This is a genomic window from Vibrio sp. A2-1 (assembly GCF_021728355.1).
Taxonomy (GTDB): domain Bacteria; phylum Pseudomonadota; class Gammaproteobacteria; order Enterobacterales; family Vibrionaceae; genus Vibrio; species Vibrio splendidus_K.
In genome coordinates this window covers 1634534-1661170 of record NZ_JAKKCO010000001.1, presented here as the reverse complement: position 1 = coordinate 1661170, position 26637 = coordinate 1634534, and the positions used below count along the sequence as shown (strand labels likewise).

Genomic DNA, 26637 nt, shown 5'->3' with positions numbered 1-26637 from the left:
TTCGTAACAAAAAGGCCGACATGATGTCGGCCTTACTTATTCATTCACTCTATTCGATTTTAGAATCAAGTTTACGTCTTAGTCCATCAAACTCTTAGACTTAATCGCCTTCTTAGAAAGCTCTTTGGCAAACGCTTTGATATCAGTTTCAAACTCATCGACACTTTGGCGGATTTCATCCAGTTGAACCGTCTGCATCACGCGGTTTTCCATTACGATTTGACCGTTAACGATAGTGGTGTCGATATTGCTTGGGTTCGCTTGGTAAACCAAAGTCGCGTATGGGTCGTAATTTGGCATCATGTTCGCTGATTGTGTCTCTACAATCACGATATCTGCTTTCTTTCCGACTTCAAGAGAACCGATTTGATCTTCCATGTGCAAAGCTTTCGCACCGCCTAATGTCGCCATATCAATCACTTGCTCAGGGATCATGATGGTGCGATCGGAATGCTTCAATCGTTGCATGTTTGCTGCGTAACTTAGGGTACGCATGATATCAACTTGGTTTGAGCTCATGGGGCCATCGGTTCCCAAACCAATACGCATATCAGCTCGGTACATTTCCCACGCAGGAGCTATTCCTGTCGCACCTTTGGCGTTCGCCATTGGATTGTATGAGATACCCGCATCAGCCTGTTTCAATAGCTTTTGGTCGTTCTCTGAAAGGTGGATACCGTGAGCAATCACTACACGCTCATCGAGCACACCGATTTCATCCATGTATTCGACTGGTGACGTGGCTTCAGTTTCATCTTTGATACGCTTTTCTTCATTCGGAAATTCAGCAACGTGAATCAGCACTGGCACATCGTATTGAGCCGATAGCTTATTAATTTCTTGAAGCTTATCTTTACTCACGGTGTACACCGCATGTGGCGCATACGCCGGCGTGATTAGCTCATCGTTTTTGTACTGCTCGATAAAGCCTTTGGCATACTCAATCCCACCGTAAGGTTCTTTGGCATCGACCACCGGGAACTTAATCACGGTTTCGCCCAACACGGCGCGCAAGCCAACTTCTTTGGTCGCCTTCGCCATCTCATCCATGTGGTAATACATATCGGCATAAGTGGTCACGCCGCTTTGTGCCAGTTCGATGCTGCCTAGCTTAGTCGCGTTGTAAATCAGTTCACGGCTTAACTTTTCGGCTTCTAGAGGGAAGAAGTAAGCAAACAGACGATTCGAGATGCCCTCTTCCCCTAGGCCACGAAACGCGATCATAGGTAAATGGTTGTGAGCATTGACCATGCCCGGCATGACGATTCCATCTTGAGCATCAATCACTTTTTCTGCGCGATATTGAGTCATTAAATCCTCGTTACCGACTGCGATGATCTGGTCGTTTTTCACCACTACAACGCCATCTTCAATCACATCCATTTTTGAATTGATCGTGAGAACCTGTCCATTGGTGATGATCAGATCGGCGTTGTATGTTTGCGTCGCGACCGTCGAACCACAGCCTGCCAGTAGAACTGTGCTGATGGTGCATGCCAAGCTTTTGAGCGTCATTGCTAAACCTTAATGTTGTGCGTGTAATACCGTTAGCGGCTTCATCTTTAAGTTTCCAGCTTTTCGCTTTTCAGAAGAATAAGTGCCGCCAATTTTCGCGATACTATAACCTGTTATTTAAATGAAATGGCATACCTAATCAAACCAGTTTTAAGTTAAATGACTTATTGCACAACAAGTCACAAAACCGCACGTCATGACTCACTGTTTTTAGATCGAGAAAAGAACAACGCATACATGGCTGGAATCACCAACAGTACAACGGGTAATGAGAACAACAAACCATAGCCCAGTGTGAGCGACATCGGGCCCATAAACACATCCGTTCCACCTAACCCGTAAGCTAGAGGTAGCAGACCTGCAACTGTGGTCAGTGACGTCATTACAATTGGACGCAGACGACTGACCGCCGCTTGAGTCACCGCCGTTATCACATCTAAACCTTCGATTCTTAGCTCATTGATTCGGTTTATCAGCACTAGTGAGTTGTTGACCACAACACCCGTCATCCCAAGTACACCAATCAATCCAAACAAAGACATCGGCTGCATGTGAACCACGAGTGCCATCAATGAAGCCATAATCGCGAACGGGATGACCGCCATAATAAGCAGTGGTTGCAACAATGAATTGAACATCACCGCCAATACGAAGTAGATAGCAACCATCGCCGCAGGGAATACCACCATGAAGCCACTCATGGTTTCGTTGGTACTTTCAGCCTCGCCGCCTACGTTAATGGTCACGCTCGGTGGATATTGACCCGTTAGCTCTGTCAGTAGTTCATCGGATAACGCAACCGGACTAATACTCTCATCAGACAAAGCCGCCGATACCGTTACTTCTCGCTCACCGTTGTAATGCTTAATAAGGCGAGGGATTTCTATCTGTTCAACCATAGCTAATCGACTGAGTGGTACTTGCTGCCCATCTGCTGTGTAAATTTTGGTGGTTTTCAGTTTCTCGATATCGCGAAATTGCTCGTCCAAGACCACACGGATATCGACTTCTTGATCGCCAAGCCAAGTGGATGTCACGCTGTTGCCATCAAAACCCACACGCAACGCATTCGATAAATCACTCACCGTTAAGTTGTACTTCGCCAACCAATGATACTGAGGAACAATATTCAATTGAGGATCTTTCAATGCCTCACTGTGATTGATGCTGGTCACGCCTTGGTAGTCTTCTAGCCAGGCCATCACCAAATCCACAGTTTGATTACGTTCACTCTCAGTCCCGCCAAGTACACGTACCTCAACTGGGTCGCCGGGAGGAGGGCCACCAGCATCAATCGAGAACTTAATGAACATGTCATCAGACAGCGCTGCCAACTCTTCATTGAGCGCCGTAATAATCTGTTCCGCAGAGCGGGTGCGCTGGTCAAAGTTAGTTAAGTTGATAACCCCTTGAGATACTGGTGACGAGTAAATCAACTCATAGCTAACCAATTCATTTTCTGGCAAAGATTCTATCGCTTGCTCTATCAATTGATGAGCATCGCGCACTTTAGTGAGCGGAGTACCCGCCTTCACTTCGGTGTACACCTCAATGTATTTACCTGCTTCTGTCGGGAAGATATCCACTTTCAACGAAGATACCAAAAAGCCAGAAGCTGCGAAGCCAACCAACGCCAATGCAATCACTGACTTCTTGTAGTTCAGAGCCATATTCAGCAGAGAACGGTAACGGTTTGAAATCCATTCAAATCGATCTTTCTCTTGTGTCTTTGAGTTGCTCTCTTTAGCCAACGATAAATGCGCTGGCAACGTTAAGGTACATTCAATGAATGAGAAGACGAGCGCTGCGATAACGGTAATCGGGATCACAGCAACCGCTTTACCCATGGTGCCTGGGATGAACATCATCGGGATAAACACCAAGGCCGTTGTGACAAGGCTTGCCATCAATGGTTTGATCACTTTTAAAGTACCCGACACCGCAGCATCGACACCTTTTTTGCCCGCTTCTTTTTCTTGGAAGATGCTCTCGGCGATGATCACCGAGTCATCAACGATAATGCCGATCACCAACAACAGTGCTGCGAGTGTGATGCTGTCTAAGTTCAACCCCATGATTGGCAAAACGATCATCACACCGAAGACGCAGAATGGGATAGAGACCGAGACCCAGAAAGCGACGCGTCGTTGCAGGATCATGCTCAAGATCAACAGAACCAACACCAAACCTATCGCACCATTGGTTGCCACGATAGAGAACTTCTCATCCATATCCCGACCAAGATCGAGGCTGGTCTGGAAAATAAATTGGTCGCCAATGCGTCCGCTTTCTTTGTCCAACAGAGCCTTAATGCTGTCGATAGTTGTAATGACATCTGCACTGCCGCTATTTGTGATAGAGAAAATGACCGCAGGTTTTCCGCTCATCACCGGATCTTCGGTTGCTCGCGCGAAGGTATCAATAACGGTCGCCACATCCGACACACGGACAACTTGACCAGAATCTAGCGCCTTAATCACGATGTTAGACACATCACCCGTCGACTCTACTTTGGTCATGGTGACAATCTTTTGCTCTTGGCTCCATGACTCGACAAAACCACCCGATTGAGACAGGTTGTGTTGCTCTATCGCGGTACTCACATCATCGAAAGCAACTTGATAGCGGCGTGCTTTTTCAGGGTCAACTTCAACCCAAAACTCTCGCTCATTAAAACCAGAAAGCTTGATAGAACCCACGCCACCAAGACTGTTAATTTTCTTTTCTAATTGATACGCATAATGCTGTAACGACGCTGAATCTGTATTGCTCTCAGTTAGGCTCACGCCAAAGTGATAAACATCAAAAGAAGAGGTTTTCTGCTGAGTCACAACCGGGGGCGAGTCAATATCTTTCGGCAGATTACCGACTCGGTCCACGGCTTGCTGTATATCTCTCAAGATCACAGCCGCATCTTCACCAGGCAAATATTCGACCTCGATAAAAGAACGTCCTTCTGAGGATTCTGATGAAAAGTAGGCAATGCCATCCACAGAACGAAGTTCTTTCTCTATTGGGTTAGTGATGTTCAGTTCAATGTCTTGAGCTGTCGCGCCCGGATAGCTGGTTTCAATTTCTGCCGTGTCCATCGCAACATCTGGATACTCTTGTAAATTGAGCTGCATTAGCGACATAGCCCCCGTCAACAACACCATAACGGTGATGATACGAGCCAAAAACTGACGATTCGCGAAGTATGCTAAAAAGTTCATCTCTACTGCCCTTTACTGTCATTCGATATTGCTTGATTCGATGCTGTTTGAGCAGTTGTCATACTTTGAATAGAAAGATCCGTCGAGGCGTAAACTGACATGCCCGGCTTAAACTGATGACCTTGGTTGGTAATCTCGACCAATACTGGGTAGGTCAAATTTTGCATCTCAACGCCAATACGCTGCACGCTCGCTTCCATCTTTATCTCAGGGTTGGTTTCAGACCACACCACCACTTCTTGACCAACAGTGAAGTGTTTCAGGTCATACTCACTTGCCATAAATGACAGAGTGACCTTATCAATATTGACCACTTCATAAAGCAAGTCCCCCTCACTTACCCAAGCTCCCGATTGCGCGGGTTTGTTGGATATATAACCCGAAATAAGAGATTCAATCTGAGTATTTTCAAGGTCCACTTGAGATTGTTGGTAGTCAATTTGAGCGACAGACACCGACGCTTTCGCGCTTAAAAATTCAGCACGTGCTGTGTCTAGTTCACCGATTGAGAGGCTGTTCTTTTCAATAAGGGCTTGATAGCGGTTATAGGTCGCCTTTCGCAATGCAAGATCCGCTTCGGCAAGGGCTAGATTGGCCTTAGCCTTATTGACGCTAAACTTAAAATCATCGGCTTTAATTTGAGCAAGCACTTGTTGTTGGTTGACGGCGTCGCCCACTTCAAGGTTATTCATCTCCACGACACCGGGCACTTCTGCCACAACACTGTGTTTGTTCAACCCTTGAACATGACCGATCAGCTCTGTTGCTTGAGTTATTGATACTTGAGTCGTTGAGACACCGAGAAGTGCAGCCAGCACGATAATTTGAGTTTTCATAATTCAACCTTCACCTATTGATGTGAGCTATTGTTGAACTGTCTTTGTCGAATTAAAGTCGAAGTCGATTCGACATTGAAAAATAATCGGAAGACGTTGAATTTTTTTGATTAACGCTATCAATTAGACATAAATTCGACATAATTTTGGATAGGCTACGTTTTTGTTTGGAGTCGAAATTTTCCGGGAGTTGATGTTTTGATGAGAGCAGATATTTTAATGGAGCAGATAGATGCTTGAGCGCAGTCGTATTTTAGTTGTTGAAGACAATATCGAACTACAAGGCATTATTGCCGACTTCTTAGAGGTTAAAGAGGCTATCGCGGATTTTGCTTCAGATGGAGATCAAGGCTTCAAGCTAGCTATGAAGAACGACTTCGATGCAATTATCCTAGACGTTATGCTGCCCAAGCTTGATGGTATGCAAGTGGCGACTAAACTGCGCCAAAATGGCGTAACGACACCAATTTTGATGTTAACGGCCTTGAATGGCCAAGAAGATCTATTAAACAGCTTCGATTCTGGTGCCGATGACTTTGTGACTAAGCCCTTCAATTTTCCAGAACTAGAAGCTCGTCTTTGCGCGCTCATCAAACGCAATAAAGGCTTGGTTGCTCAAAAGACATTAAGCTTTGGCGAAGTGACGATTGATGAGAAAACACACACCGCTTCAAGAGACGGACAAACGCTAACTCTGACCCCTATCTTGTTTCAGATTCTGAGAGAGTTGGTGAAGGCTCAGGGCGGCGTCGTATCTCGTGAAAGCTTAATCTTCATGCTTTGGGGCGATGACATTCCTGACAAAGATGTACTCCGTAGCCATATCTATTTGTTAAGAAACGTCCTCGATAAGCCATTCAAGTTTCCTATGTTAAAGACGATTCCTAAACACGGTTTTCAATTGATCTTATCAGCAAGTGAGCCGCAATAAACATGAAGATTCGAACCAAGCTAGGCAACTCCATCGAGGATGTCAGGATTCGCACCATGCGTACCTTTTCTGTCATCGCACTGGTTTCTTCATGCGTGGTATTTTTTGTGTTCTCGCTTCGTTTAGTTTGGCAGGAAGAGGCTCAAATCGAGAGCCACCTAAAATCATTTAAAGGTGTGGCAGAACAATTCTACAAACGCCTTTCACCGGAAGGTAGCCTAAAGCTCTCGGACAACGTGACGGCTTATTATGGTGAAGGCGACTTTACCGACCAACTCAAAAAATTACCGCCCATGGCATTGGATACAGTGGATCGCCAACGTTTTGAACTAAGACTTTCTGAAGAAGACATTATTATTCCCGGCGTGATCGTCTATCACTTCTCCTTCGAAGATCAAGGCAAAAACATTCCGACTTACATCGCCATCAGCTCTTTTGATATGGATTTGTGGGACGACAGTTGGGGTGTATTGATGGCAATCTCAACTTTGCTTATGCTCGGACTGATCATTGTGTTGCGGATTACTCTCAAGCGAGTGTTCGACCAACTGATGGCACCGATTGAAAACCTCAGCACTCAACTCAGCAAACATGAGTCCGATAACTTCCATGTCCCGACGAATACCGTTGATGAATTGCAGATGCTCACCTCACACCTCAACAGTTACTCAAAAATGAAAGACCGACTTGCCAAGCAAGAGATGATGTTTGCGAAATACGCGAGTCATGAATTAAAAACACCGATAGCGATTGTTCTTGGCGCTGCCGGATTGCAAGCTATGAAGCCTAACGACCCAGCATTCCAAACCAAGCAACGCGAACGTATTCTTGGGGCGGCCAATGGCATGAGCTCCACCGTTGAGGTGTTATTGAACATTGTTAAACAAGAGAACTCTTCAACCGAAAAAACACTCACCGTTATCGACGATGCCACTATTGATTTATCGAAGTACCACACGATGTTGGCTTCTGGCGTCACGTTAGAGCTAAACGTTGAGCCAAGCACCACGCTCAACATGCCATTACCTCTGGTGAATATGGTGTTGAAGAACTATGTTGAAAACGCAATCCGATTTACCACGCAAGGTGAAATCTCGGTGACCATCAACTCAAACACGATTTCCGTTTCTGATACTGGCGCAGGGTTGAGTGATGATACAAAAACAGAACACGGCCTAGGTTTAATCATCGTCAAACGTATTGGAGAGAGCTATGGCTGGACATCAACACTGATCGATAACGCACATTCAGACTCGACATCAAACAGCTCTGGCTGCACTGCGAACTTTGCTCGAAACGATATATAAAAGCGGCGTCTATTCAAAATAGGCTCTTACACGAAACAGCGTATACAAAAAAAGACATCGAGAGATGTCCTTTATTAGTGAACCTGAGGAATGAACTACTCCGCCTTTCCTTTAACACCACACCCTTTAATCACTAGCTGAGTGATGAACTCAGCGGCATCTTCATAATCTTTGTCATCGAGCTGATCTTTCTGCATCACGCTGCAAATCTGCCAGCCAAAATCGGCGTAGGTTTGGGTGGCTGCCCAGATGGTAAACATCAGGTGGTGTGCAGGAACGTCATCCATTAAGCCTTGTGCTGACCACGTTGAAAACTTATCAAGGATCATCTGGGATTGCTTATACAGCTCGTCACCAATCTCTTTCGGCAATACTTTAGCGCCCGACATCACTTCATTGGCAAACACTTTAGAGGCGTGCGGATGATCACGAGAAATGATCAGCTTGGTTTGAATATATTGAGACAAGGCTTCAACAGGGTCGCTGAGCTCTTCAATCGGACGTGACGCTTCCAGTAAGGGCTGAGTGACGGTTTCTAAAACGGCATTGTAGAGCTTATCTTTCGAGCTGAAGTAATAGAATACGTTGGGTTTGGGAATGTCGGCCGCTTTCGCGATATCGGCCATTTTTGTTGCGGCATAACCATGAGTAGCGAATTGTTCACACGCGACTTCGATGATTAAATCTTGATTCTTTTGTCTGATCCTAGACATATTGCATCCTTTACAGCTCATTACTTAAGCCATAGTAATCAACGTGCTTCATTAGTCCAGAAGATAATCTCAGAACTCGAGGTCACAACATTGATAGCAATAAAATGGTCGCTCTTATGTGGAGAAAAGCGACCATTCAATAGTATGCGTTTTCGAACTTTAAGGTTTTTCAGTCTATTCGAACTATTCAGGTTAAAGAATCAATATTGCGCGGAAGTCATTCACGTTGGTTAGCGTCGGCCCTGTGGTCAACAGCACACCGACTTGCTTAAAGAAGTCGTAGCTATTGTTGGCATCGAGATAGTCTTGCGCTTTAAGCGACAGGCTCGAACCTTGTTGCCATGTTTGAGGGGTAATCCACGCGCCCGCATTGTCTTCAACACCATCAATGCCATCAGTATCAGCCGCGAGGGCGAATATGTTTTCCTGCCCTTTTAACTCGTTATACAAGCTTAAAAGGAACTCACAATTACGCCCACCGCGACCATTGCCTTTAACAGTTACTGTGGTTTCGCCACCGGAAAGTATCACGCAAGGCGTCTCGAATGGGTGCTTGTTATTGGCCACTTGCTTGGTCAACGCAGCATGAACCTTCGCTACATCTCGAGCTTCTCCTTCAATGCAGTCACTCAGCACATAGGCAGGTATACCTAAACCTTCGGCCTCTGCCGCGGCTGCTTCCAATGCCGACATCGGCGTGGCAATAATATGGTGCTCTGCGTTTTTCCAACAAGCGTCATCCGGCTTCACAGTTTCTGACTCTGGATTATTTAACCATTCAAATGCCGAGCGTGGTGTTTCTATCTGGTAACGTTCTAAAATTGCCATCGCATCAAAACGCGTAGTGGTGTCGGGTACGGTTGGGCCAGAGGCAATCACACTAATGTCATCGCCCGGCACATCTGAAATCGCCAGTGACACAACCCTTGCAGGATACGCGGCTTTGGCGAGTCGACCGCCTTTTATCGAAGATAGATGTTTGCGAACACAATTCATCTCATCAATGGCTGCGCCTGACTTGAGCAGCGCCTTATTGATTTGTTGCTTCTCTGCCAAGCTGATATTACCACCGGGTAAGCTTAATAGTGCAGAGCCACCACCCGACAGTAGGCAAATAACCGTGTCATCTGCGCTCAAGCTACTCACCAATTGCAGCATGCGCTGGCTCACTTCTAAGCCCATCGCATCTGGCACGGGGTGCGCCGCTTCAATCACTTCGATATGTTCGCAAGGGGCGGTGTGTTCGTAACGAGTCACCACCAAGCCTTCAAGGTCACGCAGTGCAAGATCTTGTTGTTTCTTTGCCTGCCACACCGCTTCGAGCTCTGCTGCCATTGATGCGGCCGCTTTTCCTGCTCCTATCACCACAGTACGCCCGGCTTGATTAGCAGAGCGATAAAAAATGTCTTGAGGAAGAAAAGGTTCGATGTGATTTTTAGGTAGCGCCTGATTAACAGCACTTGAGAAAAGGGTTTGTAGAAACTGCTTAGCATCAATGTCCATCAGCCACTCCTTAGTTGACGGAGAAAAAAAGAACCCCGATACAAGGCCAAAGGGTGCCTGCTAAGATCAAGTTGGAAAGGAACAACTTCAACCTCTGGCTCGTATCAGGAACGCGTATAAAAGGAGACGAAACTACGCGATTTATAAACAAACTGTTGGGCTACGAATCGATAGCAGCCCTAATTAATTAGCGAATCGAGTGGTCAGAACGTTTCTCTATCGCTTGGATAAGCGCAGAGTGGTCCCAACCTTCACCGCCCATTTCGGCGCACTCACCAAATAGCTCTTGTGCGTTGGCCGTGTTCGGCAGTGCAACCCCTAGCTCTTGTGCGCCAGTTAGCGCTAAGTTGAGGTCTTTCTGGTGAAGTGAGATTCTAAAACCAGGGTCGAATGTGCCTTCAACCATGCGTTCGCCGTGTACTTCCAAGATCTTAGAGTTAGCAAATCCACCCAATAGAGCCTGACGTACGCGCGCTGGATCGGCACCGGCTTTCGAAGCAAACACTAACGCCTCAGACACCGCTTCAATATTCAACGCCACAATGATCTGGTTAGCCACTTTACACGTTTGGCCTGCACCGTTATCACCCACCAGCGTGATGTTCTTGCCCATGATTTCGAACAGAGGTCGTGCTTTATCAAAGGCGTCTTGCTCACCGCCAACCATGATAGTCAGCGCAGCATTGATAGCGCCTACTTCGCCGCCGGATACCGGAGCATCAAGGTATGACGCGCCGCCTTCATTAATTCGCGCTGCAATTGCTTTGGTGGCGATAGGCGAGATGGAGCTCATATCGATAACCAGTTTTCCAGCTGCACCGCCCGCCGTTAGACCTTTCTCGACGCCGTTGTCACCAAACAGGACATCTTCAACTTGTGGTGTATTCGGCACCATTAAGATAATGATATCTGCTGCTTCAGCCGCTTCCGCTGGTGAATGGCAGACCGTTGCGCCTGCTGCTACAAGATCGGCAGGTGCTGCATTAAAGTGATCCGACAGAATCAAATCGTGACCTGCTTTTTGAAGGTTACTCGCCATAGGTTTACCCATGATGCCAGTTCCGATAAATGCAATTTTAGACATGTTGTTCTCCTTAACGTTTGAGGGTTACCAGACGCAATTAACGGTACTGGTGTAGCCAACCAAGGCCTTCTGTCGTGGTTGTTTTTGGCTTGTATTCGCAGCCAACCCAGCCTTGATAGCCAAGCTCATCAAGATAATTGAGCACAAATGGGTAGTTGATTTCGCCAGTACCCGGTTCGTGTCGGCCTGGGTTATCCGCCAGTTGCACGTGTGCAATTTGACCAATGTTCTGTTGCATGGTCGGCGTAAGATCGCCTTCCATAATTTGCATATGATAAATATCGTATTGGATAGAAAGGTTATCGCTCCCTACCTCTTTGATGATCGCTTTAGCTTGCTCTGTGGTATTCAAGAAGAAGCCCGGAATATCGCGGGTATTGATCGCTTCTATCACTAAGCTGATGCCTTCTGCTGCTAGCGCGTTCGCCGCGTAATGCAGGTTAATCACAAACGCTGATTGCGCGTCTTGTTGGGTCACACCTTGTGGAACAATCCCGGCCAAGCAATTCACTTGAGCACAGCCGAGCGATTTTGCGTAAGCGATGGCTTTAGGTACACCCGCTTGAAACTCTTCAACTCTTGCTGGGTCTACCGCGATACCGCGGTCGCCAGCGTCCCAATCACCCGCAGGCAAGTTAAATAGCACTTGCTCTAGGTTATTAGCGTCGAGCTTTTGTTTAATCTCATCCGCATCAAAGGCATATGGGAAAAGGTATTCGACACCTTGAAAGCCCGCTTCTGCGGCAGCTTCAAAGCGATCCATAAAATCAACTTCCGTGAATAACATTGACAAGTTTGCTGCAAATTTTGCCATGACTCTGTCCTTATTCTTTATTTGGTGAAACTATGACTGTTTAGTGAAGCAACGGTTATTTGATGGAGCTACGGTTGCTTAGCAAGCCTCGCTCTATTGGAGACTTTCCGTAGAGCTAAACCTCAGCTCTACAGATACACATGACTTAATGATTACTTGTACGCTAGCGCTGTTGGGGCATCGCCACGGCTTTCGGCAAGCGGTTCAAATTCATTGATGGCGTTGATCTCTACGCCCATCGCAATGTTGGTTACTCGCTCAAGAATCAGCTCAACGACCACTGGCACCTTGTGCTTGTTCATCAGCTCTTTGGCTTGCTCAAACGCCGCGGCAATTTGGTCTGGTTCACGAACTCGAATCGCCTTACAACCTAAGCCTTCAACAACGGCTACATGGTCTACCCCGTAGCCTTCAAGCTCTGGTGCATTCTGGTTATCAAACGCCAGTTGTACACAATAATCGATATCAAATTGGCGCTGTGCTTGGCGAATCAAACCTAAGTACGAGTTGTTCACCAACACATGAATGTATGGCAAGTTAAATTGCGCGCCAACGGCCAGCTCTTCGATCATGAATTGGAAATCATAGTCTCCAGAGATAGCGACAATATCGCGATCAGGATCAGCTGCTCGTACACCCAATGCGGCTGGTGTTGTCCACCCCAATGGGCCAGCCTGACCACAGTTGATCCAGTTACGCGGCTTATAAACATGCAGGAACTGAGCGGCAGCGATTTGCGACAAACCAATGGTGCTCACATAACAAGTGTCACGACCAAATGCCTTGTTCATCTCTTCATAAACACGCATCGGTTTCATTGGCGCTTCATCGAAATTGGTTTTACGCAGCATGGTCGACTTGCGTTCCTGACACTCACTTGCCCAAGCATTTCGGTTCGGCAGCTTGCCAGCGTCACGCCACTCTTGTGCCACTTCAACCATTAGCTCTAGTGCAGCTTTTGCATCAGAGACAATGCCTAAATCAGGACAGAACACGCGTCCGATTTGGGTTGGTTCAATGTCGACGTGTACGAACTTACGGCCTTCGGTGTAAACATCCACAGAGCCGGTATGACGGTTAGCCCAGCGGTTACCAACACCAAACACAAAATCAGAACTCAGCATGGTTTCGTTACCGTAACGGTGAGAAGTTTGTAGCCCCACCATACCCGCCATTAACTCATGATCATCCGGAATCGAGCCCCAACCCATTAAGGTTGGAATAACAGGAACACCAGTGATCTCGGCAAACTGCTGCAACAATTCAGACGCGCCAGCATTAATCACGCCACCACCCGATACAATCAGCGGTTTTTCCGATTGAGACATCATGGTTAATGCTTTCTCAACCTGCGCTCGGGTTGCTTGCGGTTTGTAAGGTTCTAGCGGTTCATAGGTATCGATATCAAACTCAATCTCAGCCAGCTGAACATCAATCGGTAGATCAATCAGGATTGGCCCCGGACGACCCGAACGCATTAAATGAAAGGCTTTTTGGAATGCGCGTGGCACTTGTGCAGGTTCCAGCACCGTGGTTGCCCACTTAGTCACTGGCTTAGCAATGGATTCAATATCAACCGCTTGGAAGTCTTCTTTATGAAGGCGAGCACGCGGAGCCTGACCTGTGATGCATAGAATTGGAATCGAATCTGCAGTCGCAGAATAAAGGCCCGTGATCATGTCCGTTCCCGCAGGACCAGAAGTACCAATACACACACCTATATTGCCTTGATTGGTACGTGTGTACCCTTCAGCCATATGGGATGCACCCTCTACGTGACGAGCTAAGACGTGGTCGATTCCTCCGAGCTTTTTCATAGCCGCATACATAGGGTTTATTGCTGCGCCGGGAACACCAAATGCGATGTCTACACCTTCACGTTTAAGCACTTCTACCGCTGCTTCAATCGCTTTCATAACTGCCATTCGAACCTCCAGTTCAGATTGTATACAATTAAACTAACTTTTGTGTACTATGAACCATCCTCGCTATTTATCAACCCCAAAATGAAACAATCTTGTTACATCACACGGCCACTTTGAGTAAGCACCAACCTTGAAAAGCTTACAATTCATTGCTTTACATAAAATATCTTTACGTAAAAATAAATTACAAAAAGACCAAATGATAAATAAATGTTAAATACCCTTTGCTTGTTTACAATTTATGCAATATAAATATCCTTAAAAAGAGCATTTTGTATACAAAGTGACATCGTATTGTTCAAAGGAGACAACAATGATGAATGACGTAAAAGAGAGAGAAGAAGTACAGTGTATGCAGGTACTCGGGAATATGGACAACTCCGAGTACAAAGAGATCTTGTCTAAAGATGCATTAAAATTCTTAGAAGCTCTCGTGAATAAGTTTGGAGATCGCCGTCATACCCTGCTAAGTGACCGCGACATAAAACAAGCTCAATATGACGAGGGTGAGTTACCCAACTTCAGAAAAGACACCGTTTCCATTCGTCAGAATAAAGAGTGGAAGGTAGCAACACCGCCACCAGAACTACTGGATCGCCGCGTAGAGATCACCGGCCCTATCGAAAGAAAAATGGTGATCAACGCACTAAACTCAGGCGCGAAAGTCTTCATGTGCTGTTTTGAAGATGCGTCTTCCCCGACTTGGGCCAATATGGTCGAAGGGCAAATCAACCTAAGAGATGCCAACCTTGGCACCATTAGTTATTTCGATGAGAAGAAGCAGAAGCGTTACCAATTAAACGACGATCCTGCACTGCTGATCGCACGCCCACGAGGGATCCACCTTCCTGAGCAATCCATCCAATTCAACAATCAGCCTATCGGCGGTTGCTTGATGGACTTCGCCTTGTACTTTTTCCAAAACTATCAATCACGTGCACAACAAGGCTTAGGCGTTTACTACTACATTCCAAAGCTAGAAAGCATGGAAGAAGCACAGTGGTGGGACGATATTTTCAGCTTCACCGAAAACTATTTCCACGTACCCAAAGGCACCATTCGTGCGACGGTTTTGATTGAGACACTTCCAGCCGTATTCCAAATGGAAGAGATCTTGTATGCAATGCGCGATCATATCGTAGCGATGAATTGTGGCCGTTGGGATTACATCTTTAGCTACATCAAAACGCTGAAAAACCATAAAGATCGTATCCTGCCTGACCGCCACGGGATCGGCATGGATCAAGAGTTTCTAAATGCCTACAGCCAGCTTTTGGTACGTACTTGTCACGCTCGCGGTGCACTGGCGATGGGTGGTATGTCGGCCTTTATTCCAGCAAAAGACCCGCAAGAGATGGCGCGTGTGACTGCCAAAGTAATTGAAGACAAACAGAGAGAATCTCAAAACGGACACGATGGGACTTGGGTCGCGCACCCTGCACTGGTTGATTTAGCGATGTCGATATTCGATAAGCACCTTGATGGCAAAGTAAACCAAATGGATTTCCAAAGCCCAGAGCATGTGATCAATGCAGACTCGTTACTAAAACCTTGTGAAGGCAGTCGTGACGAAGCGGGCGTTCGTAAGAATATACGCATCGCACTGTATTACATCGAAGCTTGGATTCAAGGCTATGGCTGTGTACCTATCTACGGCCTTATGGAAGATGCCGCGACCGCTGAGATCTCGAGAGCCAATATCTGGCAATGGATCCACCACGGGGTAACACTCGATGATGGCCAAACCTTTACCAAATCACTATTCCGCTCTTGGCTTTACCAAGAGATAGACACCATAAAACATGAAGTCGGAGACTCGCGCTATGCAGCAGGTCGATTTGAAGAGACAGCTGATCTTTTCTATCAACTTTCTACAGCCGATGAGTTCGCTGCCTTCCTAACTTTACCCAGCTATGGGCTATTACAAGAGTCCAGCTAAGACTCTTGTTCCGAGCTGAATCAGCCAATGATATTCACCAACAAGAGTAATGATTGGCTGGCTGAGCTTGGTACGAATGCCCCTTGAAAAACTAGGAGATAACATGGGAAGTTTGACTCTACAACAAGCGTTAACCATCATCGATGGCACCTTAAAAGCAGGAAGTAAGATCCACACAGAACCTTTGACGGTCGCCGTCTTAGACAGTGGTGGCAAGCTGATTTCCCTGCAACGTCAAGACGGTTCTAGCATGATGCGACCAGACATCGCGATTGCTAAAGCGTGGGGGGCTCTCGCACTGGGCTGTTCCTCTAGAAAACTCGCCCAAGATGCTGACAACCGACCAGCATTCATCTCCGCCGTAAACGTGCTCGCACACGGAAACATGGTACCAGTACCAGGGGGGCTACTGATTCGAGACAAAGATAAAACGGTACTGGGCGCTATCGGGGTTAGCGGCGATATATCAGATATCGACGAAAGCTGCGCCATTAATGGCATTGGCTGTGCTGAACTGTTTAGCGACGAGATGCTGCAAGCTTAACTAGCCAATTCACTGTACTGAAGTTCTTAAACAGAAACAAAAAACCGAAGCCTGAGCTTCGGTTTTTATTCATAAGTTGCGCCAACAACACTAACGAATAAACTGCGATTAGACAAAAACCACTAACGAACAAGAACCATTAAGCGCGTCCATTTGGCGTCTTGCTTAAACTTATTAGACAACCAGTAATCAACACTAAACGATCCCGCACCAAGTACCGCTAACGCCAAATACCCACCAGCAACAGAGACGTTTTTGTAGAAGTGAATCATTTGCCCCGATGAACTTGGGTCGAAGTGAAACATAACACCAGAGACTAAAGAGAAAAATGCAATCGAGAACGCTGTAAAGCGAGTCATAAATCCAGCTAAAATTGCAAGCCCGCCACCGAGTTCAAGCAAGATAACCAAAGGCAACAAGTGAGCACTAACTCCTTGAGATGCCATATATCCCGCGGTTCCTTCATAGCTAAATAGCTTTCCCCAACCCGCTTGAATAAACAAGTAAGCCAATAAAATACGAGCGAAAAAAGTCAGTGTGTCGTTCAATCTAGTGTTCATAGTTCTAAGCCTTGATAAGTTTCATTGCCGATAGGTTATTCGACTTAGCATTAAGATGATAACGAGAAAAATAGAACAACTTGTTTGAAATTTTAGTAGACATACTCGCATACAAATTACTGACTAAATCCGAAGATTCAACAACCTCAATACTGTTACCATGCCTTAAACTCATTGAAACACTTGCCCCATTTTTATTGATTTTATGAAGACTCTGAAGAAAACACTGCCGCTCGACACCTTACAAATATTGGATGTTCTACAACGTGAAGGGACTTACTCGTCAGCCTCTGCGCATCTCAATCGATCCGTTTCTGCATTGAGTTATCAGATTCAAAAATTGGAAGATGAACTCGGCATCTTGATCTTAGATCGTTCAGGACACAGAGCCGTGTTTACTCAGGTAGGACAAATGTTAGTGGAAAATGGCCGACAGTTACTAACTGGGTCAGATGAACTCATAAACCAAATACAACGTTTCTCAAGTGGTTGGGAAAGCGAACTGTTTGTTTCCTATGACGGCATTATCGGACAAGACATTGCGTTGTCGTTAATCGCCGACATGGCAACAGAATGCAGCACGCAACTGTATGTCCAAGAGGATATTTTGTCGGGGGGCTGGGAAGCATTAATCTCAGGAAAAGCGGATATTCTTATCTCATCGATGCCCAATATCGAACTACCGAATACCGTGAACAGTAAAACTATCGGCCGTGTAGAAATGATCTGGGTGGCCGCGAAAAGTGCCTCCATTTTAAACGAACCCAATCCGCTCAATGAAACCACACGACGTAAACACACGATCATCGCAGTGGCCGATACCGCTAAATCTGCGCCTAAAATAACCAAAAATATATTACTGAATCAAAAAACCAGTACGGTCAGTTCAATGAGTAGTAAGTTAACGGCAATTCAACGGAACCTTGGTATCGGCACTCTGCCTAAACAGCTTATAACCACCGAGTTAGAAGCCGGAAGTTTAGTGGAAATTGGCCACGCAAGAACCGTTGATATCGTGCTCGCGTGGCAAATAGGTAACATGGGGAAAGCAAAAACACTCGCTTTGAAAAAGTTAGAAAAATGCTGGAGAGCGTCGGCTCAAACTCACTAGCTCGATCCTATCCAGATAAGCCGACAAATCTATTTATCTCGTCCGATGAATCGACTTTGTTGGACACTCTCCCCTTGAGGTGTGGTTGCTTCAAATCGGTACACCCTCGGGATATTTCCCTTATAGAAAAAGGCTTGTCCTCTGTCTGATGTTTCCGTGACCTGCTGACCTCTAATATTAGTGGTCACCTGCGCATTAGGGACGCGTTCTCCATCTTTATAAACCGTGACGACGACGCCGTTAGTTTGTTCATTGATCGACATTTTCAATTCTGCATGAGATGCAAATGACGTCACTAGTAGTGCTGCGCTAAGGGCTATTTTAAGTTTCATTTCAGTAATCTCTGTATTGTGGGAATACGAGAAATATACGGATGGGGACTCTCTATTGATAACGGGAAGTCTTAAATAGGATGTCCTAAAATATTGAATTACATCGATGGAACTTGTTCGGTTTTCTGGCTCAGTGCCGTTCCCAAATTAACCGATACTAAATAGCGCAACACAAATTGCAGACACAAAAAAACCGAAGCTCATCACTTCGGTTTTCAAATCAGATTAAGCTAGCTCAGTTCAAGAAATTCAATAAGTTCAGCAAGCCGATCCAGCCAGTCAATTACTCGTAAGCACTCAACCATGTTTTCAGCAGCTGGTTAGTGTTTTTCTTCTGGCTCGCAGACAGAGATTTCACCAGCTTCTTCTGCGTTTCAACATGCTCAGTCATCATTTGGTCAATCAAGATCAAACCATCTTTGGTTAACTGCACACTCACGCTGCGTCTGTCTTCTTTGCTGTGCTCACGACTGATCAACCCTTTAGCTTCTAGCTTATCAAGGCGATTGGTCATCGCGCCGGATGTCAGCATCATCGAACCTATCAGCTCAGAGGGAGTGAGTCGATAAGGCTTTCCAGAACGTCGCAACGTGGCTAGCACATCAAACTCACCGAGTTTCATGTCGTATTTTTTATGAAGCTCGGCAACCTGCGTCTCCATATACTTGGCAATACGCATAATCCGGCCCATCATTGCCATAGGCTCAGTTTCTAATTCGGGCTTTTCCTTTGCCCATTGCTCTACAACGCGGTCGATAGCATCCATTTGCAATCTAGCTCCGTGATTAGTCTTGTTTACTTCAAACTAGTTTAACATAAAGATACTTTACAACCACTAGTTCTCAGTATACAGTTCACACAATAGTTATCTTAACGTAAAGATATTTTAAATGAACATATTATTAGCAATGATCCCCGCGTTCTTTTGGGGAACAACCTATGCAGTGACGCAATTTACGCTACAGGAGTGGCCACCATTATTATTAGGTGCTTTGCGTGCGTTACCTGCTGGTTTGTTATTGCTAGCAGTAAAGCCGACACTGCCTAAAAAAGGCGAGTGGCAGATCATTTTCACATTGGGCCTTATCAATATTGCGACCTTCTTTGGCCTGATCTTCGTGATGGCACTAACGCTGCCTTCAGCGATTTCTGGCGTGGGTATGATCTCTGTGCCTGTGTTCGCGATGATCTTCCATTGGGTAGTGAAAAAGCAGCGCCCGCATTTGATTCAAGCCCTGTCTGGTATTGGCTTGATCACCTTAGCGTGGATACTGTTTAACCCAAGCCAAATCGCTTTGAATCCAATTGGTTTAGGTGCCATGTTCGCCGCGATCATGTGTATCGTCATCGGCAGCAGCATTACCAAATCACTGGGTAATCGCATGCACTGGTGGAAGGTATTAACGTGGCAGCTGATTCTAGGCGGTGCGATTTTGTCTGTCGCGTCTGGCGTTCATGCGTTCATCGACCCACAACCTTATGTTAATGCTGTCACTCATTTCGATTCTCGCAATGCAATGGGTCTATTGTGGGTAATTGGGCTAAATACAGCACTAGGTTACGGCATGTATGTATGGTTACTACAACGTATGTCAGTGGTCGATTTCACCTTCGGTGGCATCGCTAACCCAGTGGCTGGCATCGTTACGGGAATGGTGTTGATGGGTGAATCCTTTACTCCAGTACAGTATTCACTGATGACAGGCATGATCGTGATGTCACTACTACCACAGCTTATTCTGGCAGTAAGGCAAACCAAAACGGTCAAACCCGTTACGCAGTAAAAGATTTAGATTGTTACTTATGAACCCGCCAAGTGCGGGTTTTTCTTTACAGGCATCACACCTATATAAAATATGTATTTGTTCTCGTACCGACCCAACCTTATAGTTAAATAACTAATAATAAGGTGCTCAATATGGCAAAAGACTTGTTTTCTAGCTTAGATTTAAATCTACTGCGAACTTTTATGATCCTGCATCAAGAGCGGAATATGCGCAAAGCATCCGAACGTTTGTTCGTATCTCAACCGGCGATCAGTAAAGCTCTACAAAGATTGCGCGATCATTTCGACGATGAGCTATTTGTAAAAACGCACCACGGATTACGTGCAACTGATCACGCGACTATGCTAGCGGAAAGCATTTCACCAATACTTGATGAACTTTCTTTCGCTATTAATAACAGCAATGATTTTAATCCCGCCGAACTACAAGGAGTGGTCAAAGTCGCATTGTCCCCATATTTGCTGTCGTCTCTTTCAAGTAAGCTCTTTAAAGCCATTCGTTCTGAAGCACCACTAGTACAAATTCAGCTATTGAATTGGTCAGGCACAACCATGACCGACATTATTAATGATGAAGTTTACATAGGGTTGAACTACGAGATTAACCATGCCCCTAAAGAACTACTACAAAAGCCTATTGCGCAAGATACTTTCAAAGGGTATGTCAGGAAAGATCACCCATACGAAAAAGAATTTTTAGAAATTAAAGACGGAGTAAATTTTGAATTAGCTTCAGTCATTGCGGTTGATTGGAATTCACACCAGTCACAAGCGGAGAAAATACTCAAAGTAAAAGGGTTGAAAGCAAACATTGGTTTTCGTTCAGAATTACCGTCTGCAGTTATTGATGTCGTCAAAAACTCAGACATGTTATTCCCAGCATCTAAATTCCTAGATATTGAACAAGAAACCTCATTAAGAGCCATCAAGTTGCTGTTTGATAGTAGCTATTACGAACCAACGGTTTGTGCGTACTATCATCACAAAAACCGAAATAGCCCAATGACGCTGTGGTTGAGGAAAATACTTGAATCACAACTCAATAATAACCAGTAGTTATCACCCTCTTTACTCTGTTTCATTAATAACTCATCGTTAAGGCCTCTATTCTTTTAAGAGATTAGAGGCTTTTTTGTTCAGTCCATATACTTCTCTCATCGGCTAGGAACGCCACATAACTAGCGATTGAAGCATCTTAATATTCAGAAGGCTATCTAGCCGAAAATTAAATGAACGACTAATTACGGACATAGAATCAGCTAACACCATTGATATAAATATGCCAGGTAAGATGAAAAAGGGACGCAGAGCGTAGTTAATTTATCTCAGGTTTAGGGTCGGATCAAAGTCGTAAAAACAAAATCTCTTTAACAAAAACAACGTCAGAAAATAAAACAAGCCGTCAAAGACCGCGCTAGTCAAAATAATAAATATAAAAGCAAAGGGGCCGCTTATCAGCGGCTCCTTTTTTGAAAGTTGAGGGTACGATGAAATGATTATTGATACCTTTTGTTGTATCTACAAACAACCATCAAAGACAAACATTCAATTACCTAGATCAAAGCTTCAAACAGCCAAGACGTCACTTTTACGCTGAAACCCAAATGGGTGGAACCATATGTGAAATATACATTCGGTCAAAAGCGCGTTAGTCCAAGTGACCCTACCCGTTCAGATGGCAGCGTCGAGCTAGGTTTCAACCTTCGTTTTTAGTTTACCGTTTCGTGTGGTAGCTCTCACCCCTTTATAGTCTGATTCAATAAAGGGGCTTTTTGCTTCATATCATGTCTTTCGTATCAATTGAGCATACAGCGATCGACTTAAATCACTTTCGCGGCCTCAGCTTCAATTTCGACTTTCCATCGCTCATCAAATAACCCACTAACAAACAATAATGTCGTTGGGAGACCACCAACATCGAAAGGCAAGCGTTGCTTTGCAGCTTGATACTCAGGCATATCATTTCGATCAACTAAGTACAGCCTTACACTGATAAGATCTTCCACATCCATTTGATTGGCCTGAAGCACGCCTCTCAAATTTTTCCAAGCTAATACAATTTGTTCTTCCGCACTCTCAGCAACCATACCTTGGCTATCAATCCCTAGTTGCCCGGCTATATGTAACCGCGTCGAGCCAGCAGGAATCAACGCACACTGGTGATAATTAGCGGCCGGAGCGGGTACTGAAGAAGGGCTCCATATCTTATTCATCATTACGCCTTAGAGACTGTGACGATTTTTGACATGACGGTGATAATTGGCATATCCGTAAGCATCGCGCCTAAACGGTCAAAATCGCCAATATCTTTGCGCCAAGCAATGTATTCATTGAAGTGAGCGGTACTTTCCCATTCTTCGCATAGAACCAAGGCGTTTTCAGACAGATCTTTTTGGTAAAGTTCCGCAGAAAGGTTACCGTTGAAAGTTCGAGTATCTGGCAATATTTCGTTAAAAAATTCAACGATCTCTGCCGTTTTATCTTCAGTATGGCTCAAGGTGAATTGCACTAAAATAGTCATTATTCTCTCCGTTTTCTTATTTTGTTAAGGTACGAGGAGAAGCTTACTTGTTTGTGAAAATAGATAAATACAGTAGGATTTCAAATATCGTTCGATTTTATGAGACAATAACAACAATGAAAAACGAATTACATCGTATGCAAGTATTCGCCCAAATCGTAGATTCTGGCTCTATAACCAAAGCGGCTGATAAACTAGAACTATCAAAATCTGTCGTTAGTCACCATTTACAAGGGCTTGAGCAATACCTTGATGTAAAACTACTCACTCGAACAACACGTCGACAATCTCTAACTGATGCTGGTCAGCGCTTGTATCAACGATGTTTGGAAATGCGAAAATTAATGACACTTGCTGAAGAAGAAGCACGCGAGTCCTGTTCTGATTTTGCAGGCACCATCACCATCACCTCGCCACACACATTGATGACAAATCTTATTGGACCGGCGATGTGTGAGTTCATGAAAGCCCATCCCCGTATCGAACCTCAATTATTAGCCAGCGATATGCGCCTCAATCTCATCGATAAATACATAGATCTATCGGTCACAGTAGGCGACCTACCAGATTCAACATCTCGAGCAATAAAGCTTGGTGACCTTCAACAGGTACTGTGCTGCCACCCAGACTATCTTGCGAACACACAATTACAGTTACCCGTCACCTCAAATGATCTTTCCGAATATGATTATATTGCCAATCAGTGGGAAGGTATTAACAGCCAAAGAAGTTTTGAAGTGAGCAAAGGGAAAGTGAACACCTATCAATTCAAAGCCAGCCGTACCGGGGACAGTGTTCCTACCATAAAAATGATGGCTTTATCTGGATTAGGCATTGCTTGCTTACCAAAACAAGCTATTGAAGAAGAACTACTCAAAGGTACATTAGTGAGCCTTTTGCCGGAAGGGCAGATACTTAAAGCCCCTTTCTATATCGTGCATAACTATGGCTTGCAAATGCCAGCCAGGATTCGAGCTTTTATGGACGACCTAAAACGACACGCTGAATCTTATTCATAAGTGACTCACACAATCAAACGAAGAGAATTAAATATTAGAAGGCCCATTTCTAATATTTAATTTGACCCCACAAAGAACAATGATATTGTGAAATATAAACATTGAAGAAATAATTTACTTCTAATTGTAATATTGGAGATTTTATTTCTATAAAAAAGCAAAATCAGAGACAAAAAGACAAAAAATTTCTCCGACTACTTATCTATACTGTGCCACGTCATTAAGGCGCCACAAGCCTATGATTTAAAATAATTATTAATGAGTAGTCACCATGAATTCGAAGTCTCTAACTATCTTGCTTTTTGTCTCTGTTTGCTTAATTTGGGGAACCACTTGGTTCGCTATGGAAGTGGCATTGCATTCTATCCCACCTATTTTTGCCACTGCACTGCGCTTTTTCCTTGCAGCACCTCCGCTAGTCGTTTTAGCGAAAGTCTTTAATCAACCACTCCTGTTCCCAAAAGGTAAGCGTCAGTGGTTACTTATTGTGGCACTGATGTACTTCGCGATTCCGTTTACTTTGATGATCTACGGCGAGCAATACATCTCTTCTGGTTTAGCGTCGATCATCTTCGCGAACATGCCGGTTGCTGTCATGCTAATGTCTGGCTTATTCCTAGGCCTACGATTGGCAAAGCACCAAATATTCGGTTTGATCACGGCTGTTGTGAGCCTATGTTTAATCCTTGGCAACGAAATGCAAATGGGTGGCGATGATTACCTAATGGGTACTATTTGCCTAGGACTTGCTGTCGCCATTCACGCTGTTATGTATGTGTTGGTTCAGAAACACTGCAAGGGCATTGAAGTGCTGACTTACAACGCATTACCGAGCTTTATTGCTTCTCTATTCTTGTTCGCGGTCTCGGCTATCGGTGAAAACGTCAATGTTGAATCGTTCACTTGGGATTCGATTTCAGCCGTGATTTACCTAGGCTTTGTAGCGAGTGTTGGGGGCATTGTTGCTTACTTCAAGCTGGGACAGGTTTCGTCACCTTTCCAAGCTTCTATCTGCTTCCTGATTTTCCCTGTTGTTGCTCTACTGATCTCTTGCTACGTCAATGGTGAAGTTCTGTCTGAACAATCATTGTTTATGATGATTCCCCTGCTTTGCGGCATCTTGCTCACCAAGGCGCCAAAGGGAATTTTCAAGCTTCGCTCTACGCTAAAAACGGCAAGCAGCAACTAAGCTCTATGTTAATTCATCCAAGAAGCTCGCAATGAGCTTCTTGGGTTTTATTGAGTTACTCGAATCGAAGCTCCTACCTCACTCCCCTCCGCATACACTCCAACTGGTCTCACCGCGATCACGGTGTAACGACTCATAGTTAATAGTTAATAACACGCCAAGCGAATGACTTAAAAGTTACTATCAACTACATTAGAAACAACTAGAATCGTCGACCATTGTCTTAGCCTACACAACATCAGTATTCAGAAAAGGAACGTCATGAGAGCACCCATTAAACACGTTCTACTCATCAAAGGTCAGCCTTGCCGTGCCACCGAGCTGTCTAAAAACGATGACGACGCGTTTCTTGAACCACACAGGCATGAATATTGGGAGTTGGTATGGTGCGTGGATAACCTAGGCAGTCAGAGTATTGATTTCGTTGACTATGACAACAAGATCGGGCGTATTTTTACCATAGCTCCCGGTCAGGTGCACCGCTCAGAACTGGTGGGAGAAAATGCTCGTTTACTGGTATTTACCCCAGGTTTTGTCAAAACCAATCATCGCAACACACAATTAGTCGACACTGTTTTTGCCATGCATCAAAGTCGCCCTCCCTATTTGGATTGCAGTGAGGAAGGCAACCGCTACCTGCTGCCTATTTTCACCATGATCAAAGAAGAATGTGAGCGAGTGGATAGCGACTGGGATTTGGTAGAATCACTCATGAATAGCTTTTTGCGCTACATATTACGCTTTGCCACCCAATCCTCATTGAAAGGTGAAGTGCGCGACAGCCGAGTAAACAAGGTTGCTGATTTGATTGGACTGTCATCAACCGCATTGACGTTCTTCTTCTTTGCTGTGCCGCTGATGGGCATAAACTTGGTGATCGCCAACCTGTTTCAGGCAACGGCCAAACCTAAGCAAGCAACACTAATATCTCTAGGACGAGGTTTTGTGTTCGTCGCATTGGGTATCATGATTTTGCCAAAGCTATTCCCAGAACAAGGTATTTGGGCAAGTATCCTGTTTGCTGAAACCTTAACAGCCATATTCAGCCTTAGTATGTTACGCAGCTATAAGAAGCGTTTTTCAGGCTCATTAGAAAAACAGGTGGCATAGGAAGTAATCCGTTTAGAGCGTGACGCTTCTTTGACCATCCGTAGTAGGTTTACTCATGAGTAGAGCTTCCTCATCATTATTCTATCATCAAGCTCTTGTTTCATTAGAACCAAAAAATGAGCTGCTCAAAAATTTACACCATGGAAAATGAAGACTGTAATAGTCAAATAAAAATGAACGGTAAAACCCTCAAAACAATCTTCCATGAGGGCTTTACTTATTTTACACATCCCAACGTACATTTTAGAAACCCAAGACAAATAACCACTTAGCTAGGGGTAATTCAATGATATTTTGTATATATTCACCCATAACACATCAACAACTGAACATTAATTTAGACATTAAATAATCAACACACAGAAAGGCTTATTAGATTTCATACTTAATATGACACATATTTAAATATAAACATTCTGATAAAGTGCTTAAAAAATTATGATTATAATTTTAGAAAACCCCACATACAAACTCTGTTCACTCCATTTTCCTAAGTTACGTGTATTAAAGATAGTGTCGCTAATTGTCTCGTAGGTTGACGAATTAGAAAATTAAGGTCTTTGTAAAGTGCTAGATATCACGTTTATTGAAAAGTAATGTTGATGATTTAAATTTAGATTTAAAGAGAATTAGTAATTATTCTATAGCTCAACTAATCAATAGACAGAGTTTAAGGTACTCATCAG

At 44.7% G+C, this 26637-nt stretch carries 23 protein-coding genes; 10 read left to right on the top strand and 13 right to left on the bottom strand.

Translation table 11 applies throughout. The features are described from left to right. Positions 1-78: 78 nt before the first annotated feature. From L3V33_RS06980 to L3V33_RS06970, 3 genes are all read right to left on the bottom strand, one after another. A complete protein-coding gene (locus L3V33_RS06980) occupies positions 79-1515 on the bottom strand; it encodes an amidohydrolase (RefSeq protein WP_237290068.1) in 1437 nt (478 codons plus the stop codon). 194 nt (positions 1516-1709) lie between these two features. Beyond that, positions 1710-4727, bottom strand: a complete 3018-nt coding sequence (locus tag L3V33_RS06975) for an efflux RND transporter permease subunit (RefSeq protein ID WP_237290067.1) — start codon at positions 4725-4727, stop codon at positions 1710-1712. A 2-nt stretch (positions 4728-4729) separates the two neighbouring features. Further along, complete coding sequence (locus tag L3V33_RS06970; protein WP_237290066.1) at positions 4730-5563, bottom strand: efflux RND transporter periplasmic adaptor subunit; 834 nt, start codon at positions 5561-5563, stop codon at positions 4730-4732. Positions 5564-5795: 232 nt separating this feature from the next. Here L3V33_RS06970 and L3V33_RS06965 point away from each other — a divergent pair, with 232 nt between their 5' ends. Both L3V33_RS06965 and L3V33_RS06960 read left to right on the top strand, forming a co-directional pair. Beyond that, positions 5796-6494 carry a response regulator transcription factor gene (locus tag L3V33_RS06965; protein WP_237290065.1) on the top strand — a complete coding sequence of 233 codons (699 nt, stop codon included), beginning with the start codon at positions 5796-5798 and terminating at the stop codon, positions 6492-6494. A gap of 56 nt (positions 6495-6550) precedes the next feature. Beyond that, positions 6551-7801, top strand: coding sequence for a HAMP domain-containing sensor histidine kinase (locus tag L3V33_RS06960; RefSeq protein WP_237290064.1), 1251 nt, complete (start codon positions 6551-6553; stop codon positions 7799-7801). A gap of 95 nt (positions 7802-7896) precedes the next feature. On the opposite strand, the gene L3V33_RS06955 is transcribed toward L3V33_RS06960, so the two are convergent. The 5 genes from L3V33_RS06955 to gcl all read right to left on the bottom strand — a co-directional run bounded on the left by L3V33_RS06955 (position 7897) and on the right by gcl (position 13840). Further along, positions 7897-8514 carry a TetR/AcrR family transcriptional regulator gene (locus L3V33_RS06955; RefSeq protein ID WP_017111425.1) on the bottom strand — a complete coding sequence of 206 codons (618 nt, stop codon included), beginning with the start codon at positions 8512-8514 and terminating at the stop codon, positions 7897-7899. A 192-nt stretch (positions 8515-8706) separates the two neighbouring features. Next, positions 8707-10017 carry a glycerate kinase gene (locus L3V33_RS06950; RefSeq protein ID WP_237290063.1) on the bottom strand — a complete coding sequence of 437 codons (1311 nt, stop codon included), beginning with the start codon at positions 10015-10017 and terminating at the stop codon, positions 8707-8709. A 187-nt stretch (positions 10018-10204) separates the two neighbouring features. Continuing rightward, on the bottom strand, positions 10205-11101 hold the full coding sequence (locus L3V33_RS06945) for a 2-hydroxy-3-oxopropionate reductase (protein WP_017086615.1): 897 nt from the start codon (positions 11099-11101) through the stop codon (positions 10205-10207). A 37-nt stretch (positions 11102-11138) separates the two neighbouring features. Then, a complete protein-coding gene (gene hyi, locus L3V33_RS06940; protein ID WP_237290062.1) occupies positions 11139-11915 on the bottom strand; it encodes a hydroxypyruvate isomerase in 777 nt (258 codons plus the stop codon). A gap of 152 nt (positions 11916-12067) precedes the next feature. Beyond that, on the bottom strand, positions 12068-13840 hold the full coding sequence (gene gcl, locus L3V33_RS06935; RefSeq protein WP_237290061.1) for a glyoxylate carboligase: 1773 nt from the start codon (positions 13838-13840) through the stop codon (positions 12068-12070). 313 nt (positions 13841-14153) lie between these two features. Between gcl and aceB the strand changes: the two genes are divergently transcribed. Both aceB and L3V33_RS06925 read left to right on the top strand, forming a co-directional pair. Further along, complete coding sequence (aceB, locus tag L3V33_RS06930; protein ID WP_237290060.1) at positions 14154-15779, top strand: malate synthase A; 1626 nt, start codon at positions 14154-14156, stop codon at positions 15777-15779. 103 nt (positions 15780-15882) lie between these two features. Next, on the top strand, positions 15883-16323 hold the full coding sequence (locus L3V33_RS06925) for a heme-binding protein (RefSeq protein ID WP_016795812.1): 441 nt from the start codon (positions 15883-15885) through the stop codon (positions 16321-16323). A 122-nt stretch (positions 16324-16445) separates the two neighbouring features. Here the strand turns inward: L3V33_RS06925 and L3V33_RS06920 are convergent, their stop codons facing one another. Beyond that, a complete protein-coding gene (locus L3V33_RS06920; RefSeq protein ID WP_017075257.1) occupies positions 16446-16883 on the bottom strand; it encodes a DoxX family protein in 438 nt (145 codons plus the stop codon). A gap of 205 nt (positions 16884-17088) precedes the next feature. On the opposite strand from L3V33_RS06920, the gene L3V33_RS06915 reads away from it, so the two are divergent. Further along, positions 17089-17994: a LysR family transcriptional regulator gene (locus tag L3V33_RS06915; RefSeq protein ID WP_237290059.1), complete on the top strand. Its 906-nt coding sequence runs from the start codon at positions 17089-17091 to the stop codon at positions 17992-17994. A gap of 29 nt (positions 17995-18023) precedes the next feature. Here L3V33_RS06915 and L3V33_RS06910 read toward each other — a convergent pair whose 3' ends face one another. Next, positions 18024-18326 carry a hypothetical protein gene (locus L3V33_RS06910; RefSeq protein ID WP_146455395.1) on the bottom strand — a complete coding sequence of 101 codons (303 nt, stop codon included), beginning with the start codon at positions 18324-18326 and terminating at the stop codon, positions 18024-18026. A gap of 283 nt (positions 18327-18609) precedes the next feature. Then, positions 18610-19092: a MarR family transcriptional regulator gene (locus tag L3V33_RS06905; protein ID WP_010432677.1), complete on the bottom strand. Its 483-nt coding sequence runs from the start codon at positions 19090-19092 to the stop codon at positions 18610-18612. Positions 19093-19216: 124 nt separating this feature from the next. On the opposite strand from L3V33_RS06905, the gene L3V33_RS06900 reads away from it, so the two are divergent. Both L3V33_RS06900 and L3V33_RS06895 read left to right on the top strand, forming a co-directional pair. Next, positions 19217-20110, top strand: coding sequence for a DMT family transporter (locus tag L3V33_RS06900; RefSeq protein ID WP_145563148.1), 894 nt, complete (start codon positions 19217-19219; stop codon positions 20108-20110). A 134-nt stretch (positions 20111-20244) separates the two neighbouring features. Continuing rightward, on the top strand, positions 20245-21168 hold the full coding sequence (locus tag L3V33_RS06895) for a LysR family transcriptional regulator (protein ID WP_017075262.1): 924 nt from the start codon (positions 20245-20247) through the stop codon (positions 21166-21168). A gap of 764 nt (positions 21169-21932) precedes the next feature. Here the strand turns inward: L3V33_RS06895 and L3V33_RS06890 are convergent. Both L3V33_RS06890 and L3V33_RS06885 read right to left on the bottom strand, forming a co-directional pair. Next, a complete protein-coding gene (locus L3V33_RS06890; RefSeq protein ID WP_145563156.1) occupies positions 21933-22328 on the bottom strand; it encodes a RidA family protein in 396 nt (131 codons plus the stop codon). Continuing rightward, positions 22328-22636, bottom strand: a complete 309-nt coding sequence (locus L3V33_RS06885; RefSeq protein WP_237290178.1) for an antibiotic biosynthesis monooxygenase family protein — start codon at positions 22634-22636, stop codon at positions 22328-22330. Before L3V33_RS06885 ends, L3V33_RS06890 begins: the two co-directional genes overlap by 1 nt. 113 nt (positions 22637-22749) lie before the next feature. Between L3V33_RS06885 and L3V33_RS06880 the strand changes: the two genes are divergently transcribed. The 3 genes from L3V33_RS06880 to L3V33_RS06870 all read left to right on the top strand — a co-directional run bounded on the left by L3V33_RS06880 (position 22750) and on the right by L3V33_RS06870 (position 25951). Beyond that, positions 22750-23652 carry a LysR family transcriptional regulator gene (locus L3V33_RS06880; RefSeq protein ID WP_237290058.1) on the top strand — a complete coding sequence of 301 codons (903 nt, stop codon included), beginning with the start codon at positions 22750-22752 and terminating at the stop codon, positions 23650-23652. Positions 23653-23923: 271 nt separating this feature from the next. Beyond that, entirely contained in the window at positions 23924-24841 is a 918-nt protein-coding gene (locus tag L3V33_RS06875; RefSeq protein ID WP_237290057.1) for a DMT family transporter, read from the top strand. 261 nt (positions 24842-25102) lie between these two features. Continuing rightward, positions 25103-25951, top strand: a complete 849-nt coding sequence (locus tag L3V33_RS06870; RefSeq protein WP_237290056.1) for a hypothetical protein — start codon at positions 25103-25105, stop codon at positions 25949-25951. The last annotated feature ends 686 nt before the right edge of the window (positions 25952-26637 follow it).